Raw genomic sequence first — 18,948 nt, forward strand, 5'->3', positions numbered from 1 at the left:
GTCAGTCGTCCGAACCTTTCTCGCCTACCTTGGCGCTGGCCTGGAATTCATCGTGGTACTTGAACTTCGGATCGCCAGTGAAGACGCCATCGAGCTTGAAGTGTTCGTGCATGGCCTTGGTGTCCTTCACGTACTTGTCAAAGTCGAAGGTGTATTTCTTGTCCACTTCCGGGGTGAAGGGGGTGTAGGGTTCCTTCGCGCCCTTCCACGGGCTGCCCTTGTAGTTCATGTGGCAGGCATTGCAGCTTTCCTCGAAGCTGAAGTCCTGACCGGCATCGGCCAGTACCTGGCGGGAGGCGGTCTTCTTCGATTTCTCGAAAGCGGCACCGGCTTTGCGGTGGATGCCGCGATACTTGGAGCCGGGTCCATGGCAGGATTCGCAGCCTACTCCGGTTAAGAACTTGCTCGGGTCTTCAATCGTATAGCCGCCTTCCTTGCCCCAGCCATCCACATGACAGCCGACACAGTCCTTGTCCTTGGTGTAGTCCTTGGCAGGATCGAGCTTGGCCTTCTTCTTGGCTTCGGCCTTGTTGTTGGGCTTCAACGAGTCCATGGCCTTGGCGTGCGCCGTGCTGCCGAAGGATTCGGCCTGGCTCTTGTGACAGGAACTGCATTTCTTGCGGCCTTCAAACGATTGGGCAGACGCGCTGCCTGCCATGACCGCAAACAGCGCTGCCGCGGTCAGGGCGAGTGTCATGCGATGGTTCATCCTTCCTCCTTTTTTCTTTCGGCAAGTATATCCGTTGTTTCCGTTATATCCCTGGATTTTTGTATCTCTTCCAGCTTCATGCGACTACAACTGATCCGTATTTTGTTATTCCCTGTTCTTGTTCTTCTGTTTGTCTTCCCTGTCATTGTAATGATAGCGCAATGATCGCAACTTCAGGACACACCTTTTATTGTACCCATACTGTATCTCCCGTTTATAGGGACGGGTAGCACCAGTACTATCACTCTTTCTGGTACCACTGGTACCGGTGGCGCCTGAAGCGCAGCACGGGGGACCCGAAGCGGGATTGGGCAGGGCGTCCCGGAGCGCAGCACGGGGGACCCGCGAAGCGGGGTCGGGCAGCGGAGGGGCGCCGGGATCGCGCCCTGATACAAAGTGTACGTATGTATGGCTGGTATCGTCGCCGAAATTCCCTTTTTCCCACGCGCGATCCTTTTCGCAGTTTATATCTGGTATCTGTTTCAGGCTTACTACAGCGAAAATCCTTGCTCCCGTGCACGGTCGCTTTGCAGGTTATCTTCCCCAGAGGAGAATCAATAGGGTGAGGGTGAGGACGAGCAAGGACAAGGGCTACAGATGAATGGAAGAAACGCGGGCACAGACATAACCTGTTCTACATCCTCAACCAGGAATCAATAGTCTGTCAGGCAAAGCCTGACCTACTTCAGATAAAGAAGGCATGCCCGGGCAAGGCCTAAGCTACCTTACTTCTTGCTTTATAGCTGATTTGACAGGTGGTGCGGTTAGCAATGCGGCTGCCGGCAGAAGTGAGCGGTCATTAACCGCTGCTGCCGGCTGCCAGATATCGGTTTACTCAGAGGCTGGAGGCAGACTGGGAGTTGGGAAAGATGCGGCATCCTCCGGGATTGCGCCGGGAGATGCAGGCTCCTTGCCGCCCGGTAGCCTGTACACCCAGTAGCCCCCGGTCTGGTAGATGAGTTGCACCGCAGCCAGGTCAAGCGGCATCGATTCGGTGAACGGCAGCATCTGCGCAATCAGCGTCCGGTCGCTTTTGTCATCCTTGAGGAAGTAGCCGCGCATCAGCCTGTCCGACAGGGATTGCAGGGTATAGGTCTTGTAGTTGTTGTCCTGTACCCATCTCTTGAGATAGTCGACCATGCCATGCATGTTGCCTTCCATCGGGAAGTTGCGATAGGCAACGTCGAACTGGCCCGGACGCATGATGCCAAGCTTGTACAGGTCGGTGACATGAATGGCGACATAGGCTTCGCGATCGCCCGCCAGTTCGCGCAGGATGGCAGCACCCGCTTCAGGTTCGGCCAGCAGAGCATCGGCAAAGCGCTCGAATCTCTGCTCCTCTTCCCGTCCTGCCTTGCCGCCCCAGAAGTCGTCTTCGTATTTGCGGATGGCGTCAGCCTGCTTCTGCCACGGAGCGGGTATGACCAGGTACTCGGAGAACTGCCCGCTAAACAGGGTGTCGCGCTTCGAGAGAAGCTTCAGCTGGCGCGAGGTGTCCCACCAGCCAAGCACCAGCGCATCCTTGCCGGCGTACTTGTCGATGGCGGCAGCCAGGGTGGCCAGTTCATTGAGTTTGAGATCGGTGGTGAGCAGCAGCTCACTCGTGCGGTTTTCCCAGTCGAGCCTCACCGGGGCGTCATTGCCGCGCCTAGCCGCATGCAGCACCGCCAGCGGCTGGGGAATGTCTTCGGCAAAGACTTCGTACCGGGCAATGGAAAGGTCCGGCCACTTGCCCAGTCCAAGTTGCGGGAATTTGTCTGCGCTGCCTTCTTCCACCAGCTGGTAGCGGTAGGGGGCAGGCCCGGGATTGAACCACGCCCAGGCAAACCACAGGAGTAAAAGAATTCCTCCCGCCACCAGGAGAATGCCCAGTGAGGGGAGGAGTTTGGAGCCAGGCCGCGCCAGGATGGCGCGGCTAGAGGTACTTGCGGTCAAAACAGGATATCAGTCCTTGCGGACGCCCTCGTTCTTCTCGCGCCGGCGCCAGCCTGCCAGGGCAAGCGTGCCAGCAAGCAGCATGCCGCCACCCAGACCGCCAAGCGAGAGCTTCTCGCTGCTGTCAAGGTCGAACAGGCTTGTCTTGCGCTTGGCATCGAGCTTGGCTACTTTCGCCTGCAACGCCGCCATTTCACGGATCTTGGTGTTCTCGTCCATGACTTCGACGTAGTCGCGGTTCATCGGGCCCCAGCCTTCGGTATAGGTCCAGCCACCCGGATTGACGTGCGCCAACCCTACGTGCAGTTTGGGAAGGTTGTTCTCTCCCATTTCCAGCACCTTGAGCTCGATTGCAGCAGGGTTGTTGTCCTTGCTCCAGTAGAGCTGGGTGAAGCCTGCGAACATTTCCTTGTCAGGCGGCAGCGGGGTCGGACGGTTGGTCTTCTGCCCGGTCAGCATCCCTTCCTTGTAGAGCTTCTCGGCCACGGCGTGCGCTTCCTTGTACTTGGCTATGCCGTGCAGCGTGCCCTTGTCCATGAATTCAAGATAGGAGCGGGCAAAACGCTCGGAGTGGCATTGCGTGCAGGTCTTGACCCAGGAGTCAAGCCGCGCTTCCGACCATTCGCTGTTGATGTTCTCGGCAATGCCGGGAACCGCGGGGTAGTTGGCCCAGCGTATCTTGCGCACGACGTTGTGGCTGTACTTGCCTTCATATTCGAAGTGGCAGCCGGCACAGGTGGGCGCTGTCTGCCCGCCCTTGGTGTAGGCGTCCTTCAGGGGTGCGTTCCAGTTCCACTTGTCGCCCATGATCGATACCGTCTTGCCGTGCTTGCTCATGGAGTAGGCTTCCCAGTTGTTGTGGTCTACTCCGCTGTGGCAGGTGGCGCAGGCTTCAGGATGACGCGATTCGGCAGCAGAGAATTCGTGCCGCGTGTGGCAGGAGTCGCATTTGTTCTGGTTGGTGTGGCACATGCTGCAGCCTTCGGCAATCTCGCGCTGTGGCATGGAGGCAAATACCGCTACTTCGACGTTGGCCTTCCAGTCCAGTGCGTGCGAGGGGCGCCCCTGCGGCCATTGCTTGTTCGGCCATATCAGGGTGTCACGCTCGGATTCGCGTTCGGCAAATTCCTGCAGGTGGCAGGTGCCGCACACGTCCGCCGTCGGCATGCGCAAATCCTTCATGTGGTCTGCCTTGTCTTTCTTGTTGATGTCGACGTGGCAGTCGATACACCCTACTTCCTTGAGCTTGTCGTTGGCCCCAAGCTTGCCCATCGAGCGAAGATTCTTCTCCACATCTTCAAGCTTCGCCTTCTTGTAGTACGTCGGGTCTTCAGGCTTCAGGTTCCGGACCTTGTCCAGGTTCGCGTGCGTGCTCCTCTTCCAGGCACTCACCCATACCGGCGATTCGTCCGTGTGGCATTTGACGCATTCCTCACGCGCCGCAACTTCCTTCATCGAGGTCGGCGGCTTGTAATATGAGGCAGGGTCAAAGTACATGCTCATCGGGATCGGCTCCCAGTACTTCGCCAGCGTGCCACGTCCCGCTCCCTGCGCAGGATCCTTGTAACGCTTCACCAGCGCTGAATGCAGATCCTTCGGCGAGGCCGACTGCTCCAGCTTCAGTGCCTTATACGTCTCTTTGGGAACGCTGGGAAAGTTAGCCCACGTGGCGCCCGCAAACAGCACCCCACACGCAAGCGTAACCAGCCTCAGCCAAGGCTTCATTAACATCTGCTTCTCTCCTTTACTCCGTAATGATGTTGTTGTGTCTGGACCTGCAATTCCTGCCCGCTCTGTTCGGAAATACGTCAAACCCTTGAAACAGCCGGATTTCAGGACGGAATACCCCTAGCGATCTTAAAATTATTGTGGTCATACTGTATCGCTGGTTTATATAAACCGGTAGCACCAGTACCGGGACTCTTTCTGGTGCCACTGGGAACCGTTTTGTGAGGCGAGTATTCAACCACAAAGCCACAAAGCCACAAAGCCTCAAAGCCTCAAGCAACCTTCACCGCTTTATTTTTTTACACCCCTCATACGGGGTTGTCGATATCGATATACTGATGGCTGATGCCGAATTTTTCAGAAATGTGCTCTCCCAGGGCTTGCACGCCATATCGCTCGGTGGCGTGATGCCCGGCTGAAATAAAAGCAACGCCCGATTCGCGCGCAAGATGTACGGTTCGCTCGGAAATTTCCCCGGTGATAAACACGTCTGTGCCGAGATCGATGGCGTCACCAAAATAATCCTGGGCGGCGCCGGTGCACCACGCCACCCGTTTTACCAGCCGTGCATCGTCGCCTATGACCAGCGGTGTACGGGAGAGAACTTGTTCCACACTTACCCGTAATTCTTTCAGGTTCGATACGTTCGATGGCAAGACTCCAAGCATGCCAATACCTTGCTCCCCGAAACGACCGGTTTCCCGCAGACCCAGTTTGCGGGACAACTGCGCGTTGTTGCCCAGTTCGGGATGAGCATCCAGCGGCAGATGATAGGAGAGCAGGCTGATGTCGTGCGCCAGCAGCAGCGCAATGCGCTGCCGCCTCATTCCGGTCAGGCAGGGATTCTCACCGCGCCAGAAATATCCGTGATGCACCAGGACTGCATCCGCTCGAGCCGCGATGGCAGCTTCGAGAAAATCGAGCGACGCCGTTACGCCGCTTATCAGTCGCCGCACCTCGCGTCGCCCTTCCACTTGCAGCCCGTTTGGGCAATAATCATGAAATTTTGCAGTATCGAGCAATCGGTTCAAATAGGCTTCGAGGTCATTCACTTGCATCGCTGCTCATCCAGTCGCATTCGTCTATGATTTAAAATAAATGCTGCTATTTTATCCCTGATTCCACATCTCTCAACCTATGCACAAGTTCTGGCTAGTTTTCGCACAAGCTACCACGATAGTTCTGGCAGCCCTGTTTGTCGTTTCGACTTTACGCCCGGATCTATTGCCCTGGCAATCCGGCGATGGCGCTGTCGTAACCATAAAGGAAGCTCCGGCTGACAAGTCAGGCAGGGCAGAGGTCGAGTCTACCCCTGGGAGCTTCAGTAGCGCGGCGAAAAAGGCCATGCCCTCGGTGGTGAATGTATTCACCACCAAGGAAATCAAGGCTGCACCCCACCCCTTGATGGAGGATCCTTTCTTCCGGCGTTTCTTCGGAGATCGTTTCGAATCACCCCAAAGCCGGCGTGCGGCCAGCCTGGGGTCCGGGGTAATCGTGAGTTCGCAGGGATATATCCTTACGAACCATCATGTCATTGAAGCGGCGGATGAAATCGAGATTGCACTGGCGGACGGCAGAAAAACGAAAGCGCGGGTCATCGGCTCCGATCCCGAAACCGATCTTGCAGTGGTAAGAGTAGATATGGAAGGACTTCCAGCCATAACTTTCGGATACTCCGACAATGCGCTGGTCGGCGATATTGTCCTTGCGATCGGTAATCCTTTCGGTGTGGGCCAGACGGTAACGATGGGTATTATCAGCGCACTCGGACGAACTCACCTTGGTATCAACACCTTTGAAAATTTCATTCAGACCGATGCCGCTATCAATCCGGGGAATTCCGGAGGTGCACTGGTGGATGCATCGGGTAACCTGATCGGCATCAACACCGCGATAGTCTCCCGAACGGGAGGATCACTTGGGATAGGTTTTGCCATTACAGCAGGTGTGGCCAAGCAGATCATGGAGCAGATCATCCGGACAGGGGGCGTGACCCGTGGCTGGATCGGCGTGGAAGTGCAGGATATGACGCCGGAACTTGCGGAGTCGTTCAAGCGGACGACTACCAGCGGAGCGCTGATTGCCGGCGTGCTCAAGGGAGGGCCCGCAGACCGCGCCGGAGTGAAGCCGGGTGACATTATTGTAGGAGTGGAGGGAAAAGAGGTAACCGATTCATCTGGCATGCTCAATCTGGTAGCGGCATTACCTCCCGGAAACATGGCGACCGTTACAGTCATGCGTAACCAGAACAAGAAGGCAATCGAGATCAAGGTTGGAAAACGTCCAAAGCCTCAGCCTCAGGAGCAGTTTCAGGAGCCCGAGGAGTTGGAATAAAAACGGTTGTAGAGGATAGCGCAGTGACTGTGGCGTGAGATTGGAAATTATCCGAACGAAAACGTGCTGTTTTTCCCCAGGCAGTAGCTCAGCTCCTTTTTGTTTCCCCTGTTTCGGTCTGCGCGGAAGGGGAATTCGTACCAGGACTGTCCGCAGCCTGATAAACGGCCAGAGTTTCCGAACGTCCGATGATTCCTGCGGCCAATATCCCAAGTTCATACAGCAGATAGAGCGGCACCGCCAGCATGAATTGGGAAACGATATCCGGCGGCGTAAATATCGCGCCGACGACAAAAGCGCCGACTAGAACATAGCGGCGCATCGCCTTCAGCTTTTCAATGGTAACAAGGCCTATCCGAACCAGTATCACAACGAATATGGGTACCTCGAATGTGATGCCGAAGGCGATGAACATGGTCAGCACAAAATCCAGATATTTGCTGATGTCTGTCATCACTGCCACGCCTTCCGGCGCAAAATGCGTAATGAATTCGAACACCAGGGGAAGGACGGCAAAATAGGCAAAAGCCATGCCGCAGCCGAACAGAATGCTGCTCACCAGCACCAGTGGCAGTACCAGGCGCTTTTCGTGGGAATACAATCCGGGAGCGACGAATGCCCATATCTGATAGAGAGTATGGGGCAGGGTAATGATAAAAGCAGCCATCATGGCTACTTTCATGGGTACAAAGAATGGCGTAACCACTTCCGTCGCGATCATCTGCCCCCCCTCGGGAAGTTTTTCGAGCAAAGGCTGCGCTAATAACGAATAAAGCTCACGGGCATAGTAGGCACAGGGCAAAAAGCCGAGCAGAATACCTGCACACGCCCGCAGCAGCCGGGCCCGAAGCTCGACCAGATGCGAGATAAATGTTTCGTCGGCACTCATGTGATGGAAGGTGGGCGGGAAAGGTTAGACCGATACACTTATACCCACTGTCGATAGTGAAGTACAGCGGGGATGAGGTACCGGGGATGAGGTACAAGCATTCGTTCAATCGATTCCTGAGCAAGTCCTCCGGGAGGCGGATTATTCAGCAGTTTCGCGCTCGCGATTTCCATCTGTTCCGCGTGCGTTGGAATTCGCCGTTGATTGAGCCGGCGGCGGCGCAGGTCCGGCTGGAGTCGGAGAGGAATTTTGTGGGGGTGTGGAAGGTTCTGCCGCAGAAGGGGCCGTAGCAGGGGGAGGCATAGCGGAAGCCTCAGCGCCTGCTTCTACCGTTTCCCGAAACTTATCCAGCTCGGTATGTACCGAATTTTCGATTGAACGACCCGTTTCCTCCACTGAAGCTTTCCATTTTTTCAGTTCGTCCAGCTCAATTTCACGCTGAATATCGCTCTTGACATCGTTGACATAGCGCTGCGCCCGCCCGAACAGATGTCCCAGCGTACGCGCCACTTTGGGGAGCCGTTCCGGACCTAGCACGATCAGTGCGACTGCCGCGATGACCAGAACTTCCGAGAAACTGATATCGAACATTTTTTACAAGAATAAGGCGGAGTCGAAACAGTCGAATAACGCTGACCTACACCTGGACTCGCAAGCCGTTATCGACTTGGCGCGGCTAGCCGGCACTCACGGTTTCGGCTGAGCCTTATCTTTGATATCGGCATCGATAATCCGTGCCTCGGTGTGATTATGCGCAGATATCTCCTCTTCATCTGCGCTTTTTACACCTTCGCGGAAGCCCTTCACCGCGCCACCCAGATCGCTTCCCAGATTACGGAGTTTTTTGGTACCGAATACCAGAACAACGATCAGCAGAACGATCAGCCAATGCCAGATGCTGAATGATCCCATTACTCCTCCCTTATCCTTTGCTCATTACTCTTTACTTCCCGCGAGCAATCATTCCCGGCAGGCGTTCCATGCCACCAATGATGTGGATGTGCAGGTGATTTACCTCCTGACCGCCTACTCGTCCGGTATTGATTATCGTACGAAAACCATCCGTACAACCTTGTTCCCTTGCCAGCCTGGGCACCAGCACCATCATTTCACCGAGCAAAGCGCTATGAGCATCTTCCACTTCGGCGAGCGAGCTGATGTGCAGTTTGGGTATCAGCATGAAATGTACCGGCGCCGCCGGATGGATATCATGGAATGCATAAACGCGGGGATCCTCATACACTTTCTCGCTCGGAATTTCTCCCCGCACGATCCTGCAAAAAATACAACTGTCCATTCCCTTGTCCTGGTCGCTTGCCCCGGTTATCCTGCCTGTCCCGTTATCCCGCCTGCTTTGCGGGCAGCTTTTTCATCAATCCCCGAAACCCCTTCCCGCCGGCGTAACTCATCCAACACATCCTCCAGCTTCAGGTCATGATGAGCCAGTAACACCAGACAATGAAACCAGAGGTCCGCCGTCTCGCGCACCACGTGCGCGCTATCCCCATCTTTCGATGCCAGCAGAACCTCCGCTGATTCTTCCGCAATCTTTTTCAGAATCTTGTCCCGCCCCTCATGCAGCAGCTTCGCCACATAAGAAGCATGGGGACCGGACTGTTTACGTGCCTCTATGGTCTCGGCAAGGCGAAAAAGGATATCGGGATCGGTCATCGCTGCCCGTAGATCTCTTCGGGATTCTTGATGACGGGTTCGGTCACCAGCCACTGGCCCTGTTCCAGTTTGTTGAAAAAGCAATGATGTCTGCCGGTATGACAAGCAACCCCTCCGACTTGTTCCACCACCAGCAGCAGGACGTCCTCATCACAATCCAGCCGGATTTCTTTTACCTTCTGCACGTGCCCGGATTCTTCACCTTTATGCCAGAGTTTTTTGCGCGAACGTGACCAGTAATGGGCTTCCCCTGTTTGCACGGTAAGTCTCAATGCCTCGGGATTCATCCAGGCCACCATCAATACCTTATTGCTGGTCGCATCCTGTGTCACGACCGGCACTAAGCCATCCGCAGACCAGTTCACCTTGTTGAGCCATGTGTCAGACATGAATATGCCGGAGTTTGATTGATCCTGTTACTATAGTCTTACTTCAATACCATGTTGTGACATATATTCCTTTGCTTGGCGAACGGTATATTCGCCGTAGTGGAAAATGCTTGCAGCCAGCACGGCATCGGCATGACCTTCCACGATTCCCTCAGCCAGATGCTGCAGATTGCCTACACCGCCACTTGCAATCACCGGTACATCCACCGCGTCTGACACCGCGCGGGTCAGCGCCAGGTCAAACCCATCCCGCGTACCGTCTCTGTCCATACTGGTCAATAATATTTCTCCAGCACCCAAGGATTGCATTTTCCTGGCCCATTCGATTGCATCCAGCCCGGTAGGCCTGCGTCCCCCGTGCGTGAACACTTCCCATCCTTGTCCCGCACGCTTGGCGTCTATCGCCACGACGATACATTGAGAGCCATAACGACCTGCGGCGTCAGCCACCAGTTGGGGGTTTTGTATGGCCGAAGTGTTGATGCTTACCTTATCAGCTCCCGCATTCAGGAGACGGCGTACATCTTCCACCTTGCGAACACCGCCGCCCACTGTCAACGGGATGAATACCTGGGCCGCCACTTCTTCGATGATATGGAGAATCAGATCACGGTCATCGGAACTCGCGGTAATATCGAGAAAGGTCAGTTCATCCGCTCCCTGGTCATCATAGCGGCGCGCTATTTCGATGGGGTCTCCCGCATCTCGAAGCGAGACAAATTTGACTCCCTTGACAACACGTCCGTTTGTAACGTCAAGACAGGGAATGATACGCTTGGCAAGGCCCATAGACACCTCTGGATATCGCTAAAAACCGCAAAGTTTGTAAGCCTCCGCTATGCGGATTAGCTGCTTTTATCCCTTCTTGCGCTCTGGATCCGCAAGAAGGTCGAAGAGGTCGAATTGTAGAGGTATCCGCAAGAGTCGAGCTTTCCGTAAGGGAGTTGTAGTTGTAGAAAAAAAGAATGCTCCGAAACAGGAGTTGCTCCAGTTTGTATGACTGGATGAGATAGGGTGTTTCATCAAAAGAGAACTGTTGTATCCCTGGGGCTTGATTGGGCGCTTAACTCATCCGCCAGCTCCTGGGCTGCCTTGAAGTCGAGTGCCCCTTCGTAAATGGCGCGTCCCGTTATTGCACCTGCAATACCTTCCGGTTCGATCTCGCACAGCGCCTTGACGTCATCAAGACTGCTCACGCCGCCACTGGCAATGACGGGAATCGTCAGCGCCTTGGCCAGTTCCATGGTCGCCTTCACATTGACACCGCTCAACATGCCGTCGCGCCCGATATCGGTATAGATGATTGCCTCCACGCCATAGTCTTCGAATTTTTTCGCAAGATCCACCACGTCATGCCCCGTCACCTTGGACCAGCCATTGACTGCCACCTTGCCATCCTTTGCATCCAGCCCGACCATGATATGGCCGGGAAAAGCATTGCACGCGTCGTGCAGGAATCCCGGCGTTTTTACTGCCGCCGTGCCGATGATGATGTAGGTAATACCGTCATCGAGGTAACGTTCAATGGTTTCCAGATCGCGTATGCCGCCGCCGAGTTGAGTCGGAATCTCGTCCCCAATGGCATCTACAATGTCGCGGATTGCGGGTTCGTTCTTCGGTTTGCCCGCAAACGCGCCATTCAGATCCACAAGATGCAGCCTTCTGGCGCCCTGATCCAGCCAATGCCTGGCCATGGCGGCGGGATCTTCAGAAAATACAGTAGCGTTTTCCATCACACCCTGTTTCAGCCGTACACAGTGACCGTCTTTCAAATCTATAGCGGGAATGATAAGCATTTTGAATCAGGATAAAAATGAATTGAGTTTCAGAATTCGTAGTGGCGCCAACCTTCTAACGTTTCTCAAACGGGTTTCCATCGGACAAAGTTATCGAGGAGGGTCAGCCCAGCCGCATGGCTCTTTTCGGGGTGGAACTGAACGGCAAAAATGTTATCTTTCGCCACGGCACAAGTAAAAGGAAAGGGATAAGCACTGTAGCCCGCCGAATCGGCGTCAGCGGTTTCGACATAGTAGCTGTGCACGAAATAAAAGCGCGAATCATTGGCAATGTTTTTCCAGAGGGAATGCTCAACCGCCTGATGGACCTGGTTCCAACCCATATGCGGCACCTTGAGCTTCTGCCCTTTTTCATCTTTCATTGCGCTTGCGGGAAAACGCTTCACCCTCCCCGGCACGATGCCGAGACCGGATACATTGCCCTCCTCGCTACTGTCGAACAGCATTTGCAGACCGATGCAGATACCCAGGAATGGTTTGTTGGTGGCCGCATCCAGTACGGCTTCGCGCAACCCGCGCCGGTCCAGTTCATGCAGGCAGTCCGGCATGGCGCCCTGTCCGGGAACGACCACGCGCTCTGCCTTCCGCACTACTTCAGGGTTATTGGTAACAGTGATGACAGCCTCGGGAGCGACATGTTCGAGTGCCTTGGCTACGGAACGCAGATTCCCCATGCCGTAGTCAACAATTGCAATATCAGTCATACTGCATCTATGAATGTGGGAAATTACAGAGTGCCTTTGGTGGAAGGTATTGCGCCCGCTGCCCGTGGATCCGCTTCCACTGCCATACGCAGCGCGCGTCCGAACGCTTTGAATATGGTTTCCGCCTGGTGATGCGCATTTGCGCCGGATAAGTTGTCGACATGCAGGGTAACCATGGCGTGGTTGACAAAACCCCGGAAAAATTCGCTGATGAGATCGACATCAAATTCGCCGATACGCGCACGCACAAACTCGACATTGAACTCCATTCCGGGACGGCCGGAGAGATCGATCACCACCCGGGAAAGGGCTTCGTCCAGTGGCACGTAGGAATGACCGTAGCGGCGCAAGCCGCTCTTGGTCCCGACGGCCTGGGTGAATGCCTGCCCAAAGGTGATGCCGATATCTTCCACCGTGTGATGAGCGTCGATATGCAAATCTCCCTCGGCTGAAACCTCGAGATCGATCATTCCGTGACGCGCCACCTGGTCCAGCATATGATCGAGAAATGGCACTCCTGTAGCCAGCACTGCTTTTCCGCTTCCATCCAGATTGACTTTGAGGTTGATGCGGGTTTCCAGCGTATTACGGTTGACCTGAGCGTGGCGCATGCGAGGAATCAGGTGAAATAAATCGAATAAAACTGCAATAAGAAAATTGGGATGGGGGCGTCAGGCTTTTGCTTCAATCTTCACGAGCAAAGTTTGCAGGACCGCCAGAAATTGCGTGTTTTCATCGGGCATGCCCACGGTCACCCGCAAGCAGTTTTTGAGCAATGGGTGAGCGCCGTCCAGATTCTTGACCAATATGCCACACTGCTTGAGTTCCTGAAACACCTGGCCTGCTTTATGATCCTGGTTCAGGCGAAACAGGATGAAATTCGCATCCGTCGGAAAAACCTCGACACCTTCCAATTCCGCCAGTCGCCTGCTCATCGATGAACGTTCAACCTTGATGGCTGCCGCCTGTTGCAGCAGGACATTATGGTGCTCCAGTAATTTCTCTGCAATCCGTTGAGTAACGATTCCCACATTATACGGCAACCGCAATTTTTCCAGTTGCCTCAGCCATTCCGGTTTTCCCGCCAGCAAGCCCAGCCTCAAGCCGGCCAGCCCCAGCTTCGAAAGTGTGCGCATCAGCAACAGATTGGGATGGTGCGCGAGCTTGTCCATGAAGCTTGCATCGGCGAAGGCATGGTAAGCCTCATCGATGACCACCATGCCGGGCGCAGCGTCAATAATACGTGAGATTTCAACGGCGTCAAACAGGTTGCCAGTAGGGTTATTGGGATAGGCGATAAAGATGACCGCGGGCTGGTACCGGGCAATTGCGGCAAGCATTGCCTCCACGTCGAGTGAAAAATCGGGGTGTAATGGGACACCTACATAATTCATCGAAGCAAAAGTGGCAATCATGCGAAACATGATGAATGCAGGCTCCACGCTCAACAATACCGCACCCGGCTTCCCACATGCTAAAGCAATAATCTGGATGATCTCATCCGAACCGTTGCCGAGCATGATATCCATCCCGTCCGGGATGCTCAATGCCTCGCGTAACACCGCTTTGAGTGCTGCTGCATCGGGGTCGGGGTAGCGGTTGACCGGCGTATCACCTGCAAGCCTCGCGATTTCATCGCGCAATTCCGCGGGAAGCGTGTAAGGGTTTTCCATCGCATCCAGCTTTATCATTCCGCGCGCGGGGGGCACGTGGTAAGCGGAAAGCGCGAGAATTTCGGGGCGAATGATCTGATCGGGGGAAAAAGGCATAACAGCCAATTCTACCTCATGGCCGAGTTAATTACCTCAGGTTTATTCGCCACCGCTGCGGGGCGGGATGTCGATAGTTCCTTGGGGCTGGAGCCGGTCGGCCCATAGAGCGTTCATACCGTGATGAATCGGGAGGGTTCTCGATTTTTCTCAAGGGCTATTTTTTTGTATAACGATATTCCGCTGACATTGCGTGGGCCTGCAGCCCTTCGCCATGCGCCAGGACGGAGGCAATTGCGCCCAGTTTCGCTGATCCCTGCTCCGATACCTGAATAATGCTGCTGCGTTTCTGAAAGTCGTATACTCCCAGAGGCGACGAAAAGCGTGCGGTGCGGGAAGTGGGCAGCACGTGATTGGGGCCTGCGCAATAATCTCCCAGCGCTTCCGAAGTATGGCGCCCCAGAAAAATCGCGCCCGCATGTCTTATTTTTTCCACCCACTTTTCCGGTTGTTCTACTGATAGCTCCAGATGTTCGGGTGCGATGCGGTTGGCGATCTCACAGGCTTCGTCCAGATCACGTACCTGAATCAAGGCACCCCGGTTTTCGAGCGAAGTCCGGATTATCTCCTTGCGTGGCATTGTTTCCAGTTGCCGGGCGATACTCGCAGCGACTGCATCGATAAAATGGAGATCGGGTGACAGCAGGATCGCCTGGGCCAACTCGTCATGCTCCGCCTGGGAAAACATGTCCATGGCAATCCAGTCCGGATTTGTTTTACCATCGCAGATGACCAGAATTTCGGAAGGTCCCGCGAGCATATCGATGCCTACCACACCGAAAACATGGCGCTTGGCTGTTGCCACATAAGTGTTTCCCGGGCCGACGATCTTGTCCACGCGGGGCACGGTGTGGGTGCCATATGCCAGTGCGCCCACGGCCTGGGCGCCCCCTATGGTGAAAACCCGGTCAACCTCGCAAATGGCCGCAGCAGCGAGCACCAGGTCATTTGTTTCGCCCTGTAGAGTGGGTGTCACCATGATGAGTTCGCCCACTCCTGCCACCTTGGCGGGAATTGCATTCATCAGTACTGACGAAGGATAGGATGCCTTGCCGCCGGGAACATATAAGCCGGCGCGATCGAGAGGGGTGATTTTCTGCCCAAGTTGCGTCCCGTCAGGCTCCACGTAGCTCCAGGATTGCGTCAACTGTTTCTCATGATAGACGCGGACCCGTTCCGCGGCCTGTTCCAGGGCGTTACGTTGCTCGGCAGGCAGGTTATGGAGAGCTTGCTGCAGGCGCTTTCGGGGCAACTCCAGATCCGCCGCTGATTTTGCATCCAGACGATCGAAACGGAGTGTGTATTCCAGCAAGGCTTTATCTCCCTGCATCCTGATCTCCGCAAGGATGTCTGCGACAGCGGCCTCCAGCTTTGCATCCTGGGCGTTTTCAAACGCAAGCAGCTCCGACAGCGCCCTGTCGAACTCGGTATCGGCAGAAGACAGTCTCTTTATCGAAATCATGAGGGGTAAGGGAAAGGGATAAGGGATAAAAGGATGGTTTGCAGTTGCAGTTCAGCGCGCCGCTCAGGTTGCTGCTCCAAGGGGGTAAGGGGATAGAGGTGTAGGAAGGGTAATTGCAGCCGAGAAGGCTTCCAGCATCGGTTGTATTGCCTGACGCTTCAATTTCAATGCTGCCTGATTGATTATCAGCCGGGATGAGATCGGCATTATTTCTTCGACGGCCTTGAGATTGTTCGCCTTAAGCGTATTACCGCTGGAAACCAGATCCACGATTGCATCCGCCAACCCTACCAGGGGAGCAAGCTCCATTGACCCATAGAGCTTGATGAGATCGACGTGCATCCCTTTTTCCGCGAAGTGTTCACGCGCCGTCTGTAGATATTTCGTGGCCACTCGTACCCGCGCACCCCGCCGGACCGCGGACTCATAGTCAAAATCGCTGCGCACAGCCACCATCATGCGGCAGCGGGCGATGTTCAAATCGAGAGGCTGGTAAAGGCCCGCGCCGCCATGCTCCAGCAGCACATCCTTTCCTGCGATGCCCATGTCCGCCGCGCCGTATTGCACATAGGTCGGTACATCCGAAGCACGCACGATAATGAGTCGCACATCATCGCGATTGGTGGCAAGGATCAGCTTGCGTGATGTTTCGGGGTCATCCAGCGGGACAATTCCCGCGGCTTTCAGCAGGGGGGCGGTATCGTCAAAAATCCGTCCCTTGGAAAGGGCAATCGTGATGCTTGTCATGGAAAATTTGCGAAAACAGGATTTTACCCTAAAGCGATGGCCGGGGCGTGCTGAGCAATATTGAAAGACGGGTGACGATGCCAAAATTTTAAGGAATCTTGAGAAAGTCCTCTACAGAATGGGATAACGGTTCCAACAGGCATCCTAACGCAATCGCAGCAATTAAGCATATATCTTGATATATGCTATCAACCTGCATATACTTTTACAATTATTAGCATGACAGGATAAGAGGACCTAGCAATGAGCCAAGTAGCCAAACTGTTCACCAACGGCCGCAGCCAGGCTGTGCGACTCCCCGCCGCCTACCGGTTCGATACTAAAGAAGTTTTCATCCGCCAGGACAAGGAAACAGGTGACATAATCTTGTCGCGTAAGCCGGCAACCTGGGATGACTTCTTCTCCGCGCTCAAGAATGCCGATGTGCCGAGCGATTTCCTGGATGAAAAGGAGCGCAACCATGGGACACAAGATCGCGATCCCTTCGAGGGATGGAGTGAATGAAGCGGTACATGCTTGATACCAGCACAGTGAGCCACCTGATCAAGGAGCATCCGTCCGTAGTCAGGTGGGTGGTGGCCGCGCCCATGGCATCTCTGTGCATGTCCGCTATTACCAAAGGGGAACTATTTTTTGGTCTGGCAAAGCGGCCAGATGCGAGGCGACTCCACCTCGCTGTGCGGGAACTCCTCCGGCGCGTCGATGTGTTGCCGTGGGATAGCGCCGTTGCGGAGCATTATGGGGTTGTACGAGCCAGTCTGGAACGTGAAGGCAAGATACTTGCACCGCTTGATCTCCTGATTGCCGCGCATGCGCTAAGCATAGGCGCGGTTCTCGTGACGAGCGATCGAGCTTTTGGTCAGGTGGCCGGCCTGCTTGTGGAAAACTGGGCCGCTTGACTCGCGAACCCGGAAGAACTCGCTTATTCTTCCGTATTGTTTCTCCAATGCAAGATCATCGAGAGTAGTGGGGCCTACTGGGGAAAATTCTTTATCCCATTCAGCTACCCACATCCATTGCAAGCATTCTGTTACGCCATCTCCCCTCGCCGCATATGCCTTTAAGCCCGTCATCAGAGAATCTTTCCATACCCATGACGTAATCAAAAGGAGTTTTTGGCTAAGAATCAATAAAATCAATAGGGTCAGAGTCGATTGATCATTAGAAAAAGACGGTCGACCGCCCCATCTTGATCAATCGACTCTGACCCTATTGATTCGTTGATGAGGGTTGCACCGGCTACGTATGCAATAGCGGAGTAGATCGTTGAAAATCCTGGATTCCTGCTTTGCATAGGAATGACGAGGCAAGAAAGACAGTCCCGGTAGCGTAACTTCAGATGGGGTCGGAGTTTTATATATGTATCGCCCGTTTATCCACCGCCAGTGCGGCCTCGTGCACGACTTCGGACAGGGAAGGGTGCGCGTGGACGATGCGCGCAATATCTTCACTGCTTGCCGCGAATTCCATTGCCACTACAGCCTCGGCAATCAACTCAGAGACGTAGGGACCAATCATGTGAATACCCAGAATACGATCAGTACCTGCATCCGCGAGCATTTTGACGAATCCACCGGTTTCTCCCAGTGCGCGTGCACGTCCGTTTGCCATGAAGGGGAATTGTCCGACTTTATATTCTACCCCGGCTGCTTTCAACTCCTGTTCTGTCTTGCCCACCCAGGCGATTTCCGGTGAGGTATAGATAACCCAGGGAATTGTATCGAGATTCACATGACCTGCCTGTCCCGCAATCATTTCTGCAACCGCCACACCTTCTTCGGACGCTTTATGCGCCAGCATGGGACCACGCACCACATCTCCCACCGCATACATATCAGGCAGATTGGTGCGGCAGTGAGAATCCACCTCGATATATCCCCGCTCGTCCAACTTTAATCCCACGTTTTCTGCACCCAGGCCGGTAGTGTTAGGCACGCGCCCGATGGCAACAATCAGTTTATCCACCTCGAGTTTTTGCGGGTTTCCATCGACATCGGAATACTCCACGGTAATGTTATCCTGTCCCGAGGTAATGCCGCTTATTTTGACGCCGGTATTTATAACCAGGCCCAGTTCCCGGGTGAAGATTTTTCGCGCTTCCTTCGCCACCTGTTCGTCCGCACTCATCAGAAACCCAGGCAATGCTTCGAGAACGGTGACCTCTGCGCCCAGCCTGCGCCATACACTTCCCATTTCGAGGCCGATGACGCCTCCGCCGATCACCCCCAGCCGTTTCGGCGTTTCGGCCAGCGCCAGCGCCCCTGCGTTGTCCAGTATCCGTTCATTATCCACAGGAGCGGAGGCCAATTGACGAGGCACTGAACCGGTGGCGATGATTATGTGCTGGGCCCCCACAGTCTCCACCTTGTCTCCATTCCTGATTTCAATCTGCCAGAGTTCACGGCCGGCTTCGTCATCCTTGCCGCGTTTGCGCAATGTCGCCCGCCCGTGCATGGATGCGACTTTGTTCTTCTTCAGCAGCATGGTAACGCCGCCGGTGAAGTTTGCTACGATCTTGTCCTTGCGACCTATCATCGCCGGAATGTCCACGGACAGACCCTCCACTTTGATGCCATGGGCAGAGAACTTGCGGGCGGCGCGCTCGTAATTTTCCGAGGATTCCAGCAACGCCTTTGAGGGGATGCAGCCAACATTCAGACAGGTTCCCCCGAGGCTGGGTTTGTCCTGCGGGTTTTTCCATTCATCGATACAAACGGTTTTAAGGCCCAGCTGCGCACAACGAATTGCCGCCACATAACCACCCGGACCGGCGCCGATTACAGCCACATCAAAAGATTGAGACATATTTTCTCTT

At 54.8% G+C, this 18,948-nt stretch carries 21 protein-coding genes; 3 read left to right on the forward strand and 18 right to left on the reverse strand.

Features of this window, described 5'->3' with window-relative positions:
• Nucleotide 1: 1 nt before the first annotated feature.
• From cycA to ACZ5BW_RS04300, 4 genes are all read right to left on the reverse strand, one after another.
• Nucleotides 2–709 (reverse strand): cytochrome c-550 CycA, encoded by a 708-nt coding sequence (gene cycA, locus ACZ5BW_RS04285; protein WP_464541064.1) that lies wholly within the window; start codon nucleotides 707–709, stop codon nucleotides 2–4.
• 831 nt (nucleotides 710–1,540) lie between these two features.
• Nucleotides 1,541–2,644 (reverse strand): hydroxylamine oxidation protein HaoB, encoded by a 1,104-nt coding sequence (gene haoB / locus ACZ5BW_RS04290; RefSeq protein ID WP_464542851.1) that lies wholly within the window; start codon nucleotides 2,642–2,644, stop codon nucleotides 1,541–1,543.
• Nucleotides 2,645–2,653: 9 nt separating this feature from the next.
• On the reverse strand, nucleotides 2,654–4,369 hold the full coding sequence (locus ACZ5BW_RS04295) for a multiheme c-type cytochrome (protein WP_464541068.1): 1,716 nt from the start codon (nucleotides 4,367–4,369) through the stop codon (nucleotides 2,654–2,656).
• A gap of 311 nt (nucleotides 4,370–4,680) precedes the next feature.
• Complete coding sequence (locus ACZ5BW_RS04300) at nucleotides 4,681–5,430, reverse strand: Nif3-like dinuclear metal center hexameric protein (RefSeq protein WP_464542853.1); 750 nt, start codon at nucleotides 5,428–5,430, stop codon at nucleotides 4,681–4,683.
• Between the two features lie 79 nt (nucleotides 5,431–5,509).
• On the opposite strand from ACZ5BW_RS04300, the gene ACZ5BW_RS04305 reads away from it, so the two are divergent.
• Entirely contained in the window at nucleotides 5,510–6,706 is a 1,197-nt protein-coding gene (locus tag ACZ5BW_RS04305) for a S1C family serine protease (RefSeq protein WP_464542855.1), read from the forward strand.
• 88 nt (nucleotides 6,707–6,794) lie between these two features.
• Here the strand turns inward: ACZ5BW_RS04305 and tatC are convergent, their stop codons facing one another.
• The 13 genes from tatC to hisG form a co-directional block, all read right to left on the reverse strand.
• Complete coding sequence (gene tatC / locus ACZ5BW_RS04310; protein WP_464542857.1) at nucleotides 6,795–7,595, reverse strand: twin-arginine translocase subunit TatC; 801 nt, start codon at nucleotides 7,593–7,595, stop codon at nucleotides 6,795–6,797.
• A 141-nt stretch (nucleotides 7,596–7,736) separates the two neighbouring features.
• Nucleotides 7,737–8,186 (reverse strand): Sec-independent protein translocase protein TatB, encoded by a 450-nt coding sequence (gene tatB, locus ACZ5BW_RS04315; RefSeq protein WP_464542859.1) that lies wholly within the window; start codon nucleotides 8,184–8,186, stop codon nucleotides 7,737–7,739.
• 96 nt (nucleotides 8,187–8,282) lie between these two features.
• On the reverse strand, nucleotides 8,283–8,507 hold the full coding sequence (gene tatA, locus ACZ5BW_RS04320) for a Sec-independent protein translocase subunit TatA (protein ID WP_464542861.1): 225 nt from the start codon (nucleotides 8,505–8,507) through the stop codon (nucleotides 8,283–8,285).
• Between the two features lie 31 nt (nucleotides 8,508–8,538).
• Nucleotides 8,539–8,892, reverse strand: coding sequence for a histidine triad nucleotide-binding protein (locus ACZ5BW_RS04325; protein ID WP_464542863.1), 354 nt, complete (start codon nucleotides 8,890–8,892; stop codon nucleotides 8,539–8,541).
• Nucleotides 8,893–8,918: 26 nt separating this feature from the next.
• Nucleotides 8,919–9,266, reverse strand: coding sequence for a phosphoribosyl-ATP diphosphatase (locus tag ACZ5BW_RS04330; protein WP_464542865.1), 348 nt, complete (start codon nucleotides 9,264–9,266; stop codon nucleotides 8,919–8,921).
• A complete protein-coding gene (gene hisI, locus ACZ5BW_RS04335) occupies nucleotides 9,263–9,655 on the reverse strand; it encodes a phosphoribosyl-AMP cyclohydrolase (RefSeq protein WP_074973648.1) in 393 nt (130 codons plus the stop codon). Before hisI ends, ACZ5BW_RS04330 begins: the two co-directional genes overlap by 4 nt.
• Nucleotides 9,656–9,685: 30 nt before the next feature.
• Nucleotides 9,686–10,444 carry an imidazole glycerol phosphate synthase subunit HisF gene (gene hisF / locus ACZ5BW_RS04340; protein ID WP_464543648.1) on the reverse strand — a complete coding sequence of 253 codons (759 nt, stop codon included), beginning with the start codon at nucleotides 10,442–10,444 and terminating at the stop codon, nucleotides 9,686–9,688.
• A gap of 233 nt (nucleotides 10,445–10,677) precedes the next feature.
• Nucleotides 10,678–11,451, reverse strand: a complete 774-nt coding sequence (gene hisA / locus ACZ5BW_RS04345; protein WP_464542868.1) for a 1-(5-phosphoribosyl)-5-[(5-phosphoribosylamino)methylideneamino]imidazole-4-carboxamide isomerase — start codon at nucleotides 11,449–11,451, stop codon at nucleotides 10,678–10,680.
• A gap of 65 nt (nucleotides 11,452–11,516) precedes the next feature.
• Nucleotides 11,517–12,155, reverse strand: coding sequence for an imidazole glycerol phosphate synthase subunit HisH (hisH, locus tag ACZ5BW_RS04350; RefSeq protein ID WP_464542870.1), 639 nt, complete (start codon nucleotides 12,153–12,155; stop codon nucleotides 11,517–11,519).
• 23 nt (nucleotides 12,156–12,178) lie between these two features.
• Complete coding sequence (hisB, locus tag ACZ5BW_RS04355; protein WP_464542872.1) at nucleotides 12,179–12,766, reverse strand: imidazoleglycerol-phosphate dehydratase HisB; 588 nt, start codon at nucleotides 12,764–12,766, stop codon at nucleotides 12,179–12,181.
• A 60-nt stretch (nucleotides 12,767–12,826) separates the two neighbouring features.
• The gene (gene hisC / locus ACZ5BW_RS04360; protein ID WP_464542874.1) at nucleotides 12,827–13,924 is read right to left on the reverse strand and encodes a histidinol-phosphate transaminase; all 1,098 of its coding nucleotides are present in this window, start codon (nucleotides 13,922–13,924) and stop codon (nucleotides 12,827–12,829) included.
• Between the two features lie 157 nt (nucleotides 13,925–14,081).
• Nucleotides 14,082–15,386, reverse strand: coding sequence for a histidinol dehydrogenase (hisD, locus tag ACZ5BW_RS04365; protein ID WP_464542876.1), 1,305 nt, complete (start codon nucleotides 15,384–15,386; stop codon nucleotides 14,082–14,084).
• 63 nt (nucleotides 15,387–15,449) lie between these two features.
• Nucleotides 15,450–16,133: an ATP phosphoribosyltransferase gene (gene hisG / locus ACZ5BW_RS04370; RefSeq protein WP_464542878.1), complete on the reverse strand. Its 684-nt coding sequence runs from the start codon at nucleotides 16,131–16,133 to the stop codon at nucleotides 15,450–15,452.
• A gap of 243 nt (nucleotides 16,134–16,376) precedes the next feature.
• Between hisG and ACZ5BW_RS04375 the strand changes: the two genes are divergently transcribed.
• Both ACZ5BW_RS04375 and ACZ5BW_RS04380 read left to right on the forward strand, forming a co-directional pair.
• Nucleotides 16,377–16,637 carry an antitoxin gene (locus ACZ5BW_RS04375; protein ID WP_464542880.1) on the forward strand — a complete coding sequence of 87 codons (261 nt, stop codon included), beginning with the start codon at nucleotides 16,377–16,379 and terminating at the stop codon, nucleotides 16,635–16,637.
• On the forward strand, nucleotides 16,634–17,032 hold the full coding sequence (locus tag ACZ5BW_RS04380) for a PIN domain-containing protein (RefSeq protein WP_464542882.1): 399 nt from the start codon (nucleotides 16,634–16,636) through the stop codon (nucleotides 17,030–17,032). Before ACZ5BW_RS04375 ends, ACZ5BW_RS04380 begins: the two co-directional genes overlap by 4 nt.
• Before the next feature lie 454 nt (nucleotides 17,033–17,486).
• Here the strand turns inward: ACZ5BW_RS04380 and lpdA are convergent, their stop codons facing one another.
• Entirely contained in the window at nucleotides 17,487–18,938 is a 1,452-nt protein-coding gene (gene lpdA, locus ACZ5BW_RS04385) for a dihydrolipoyl dehydrogenase (RefSeq protein WP_464542884.1), read from the reverse strand.
• Nucleotides 18,939–18,948: the final 10 nt, after the last annotated feature.

This window comes from Nitrosospira sp. TNL300 (genome assembly GCF_055385915.1).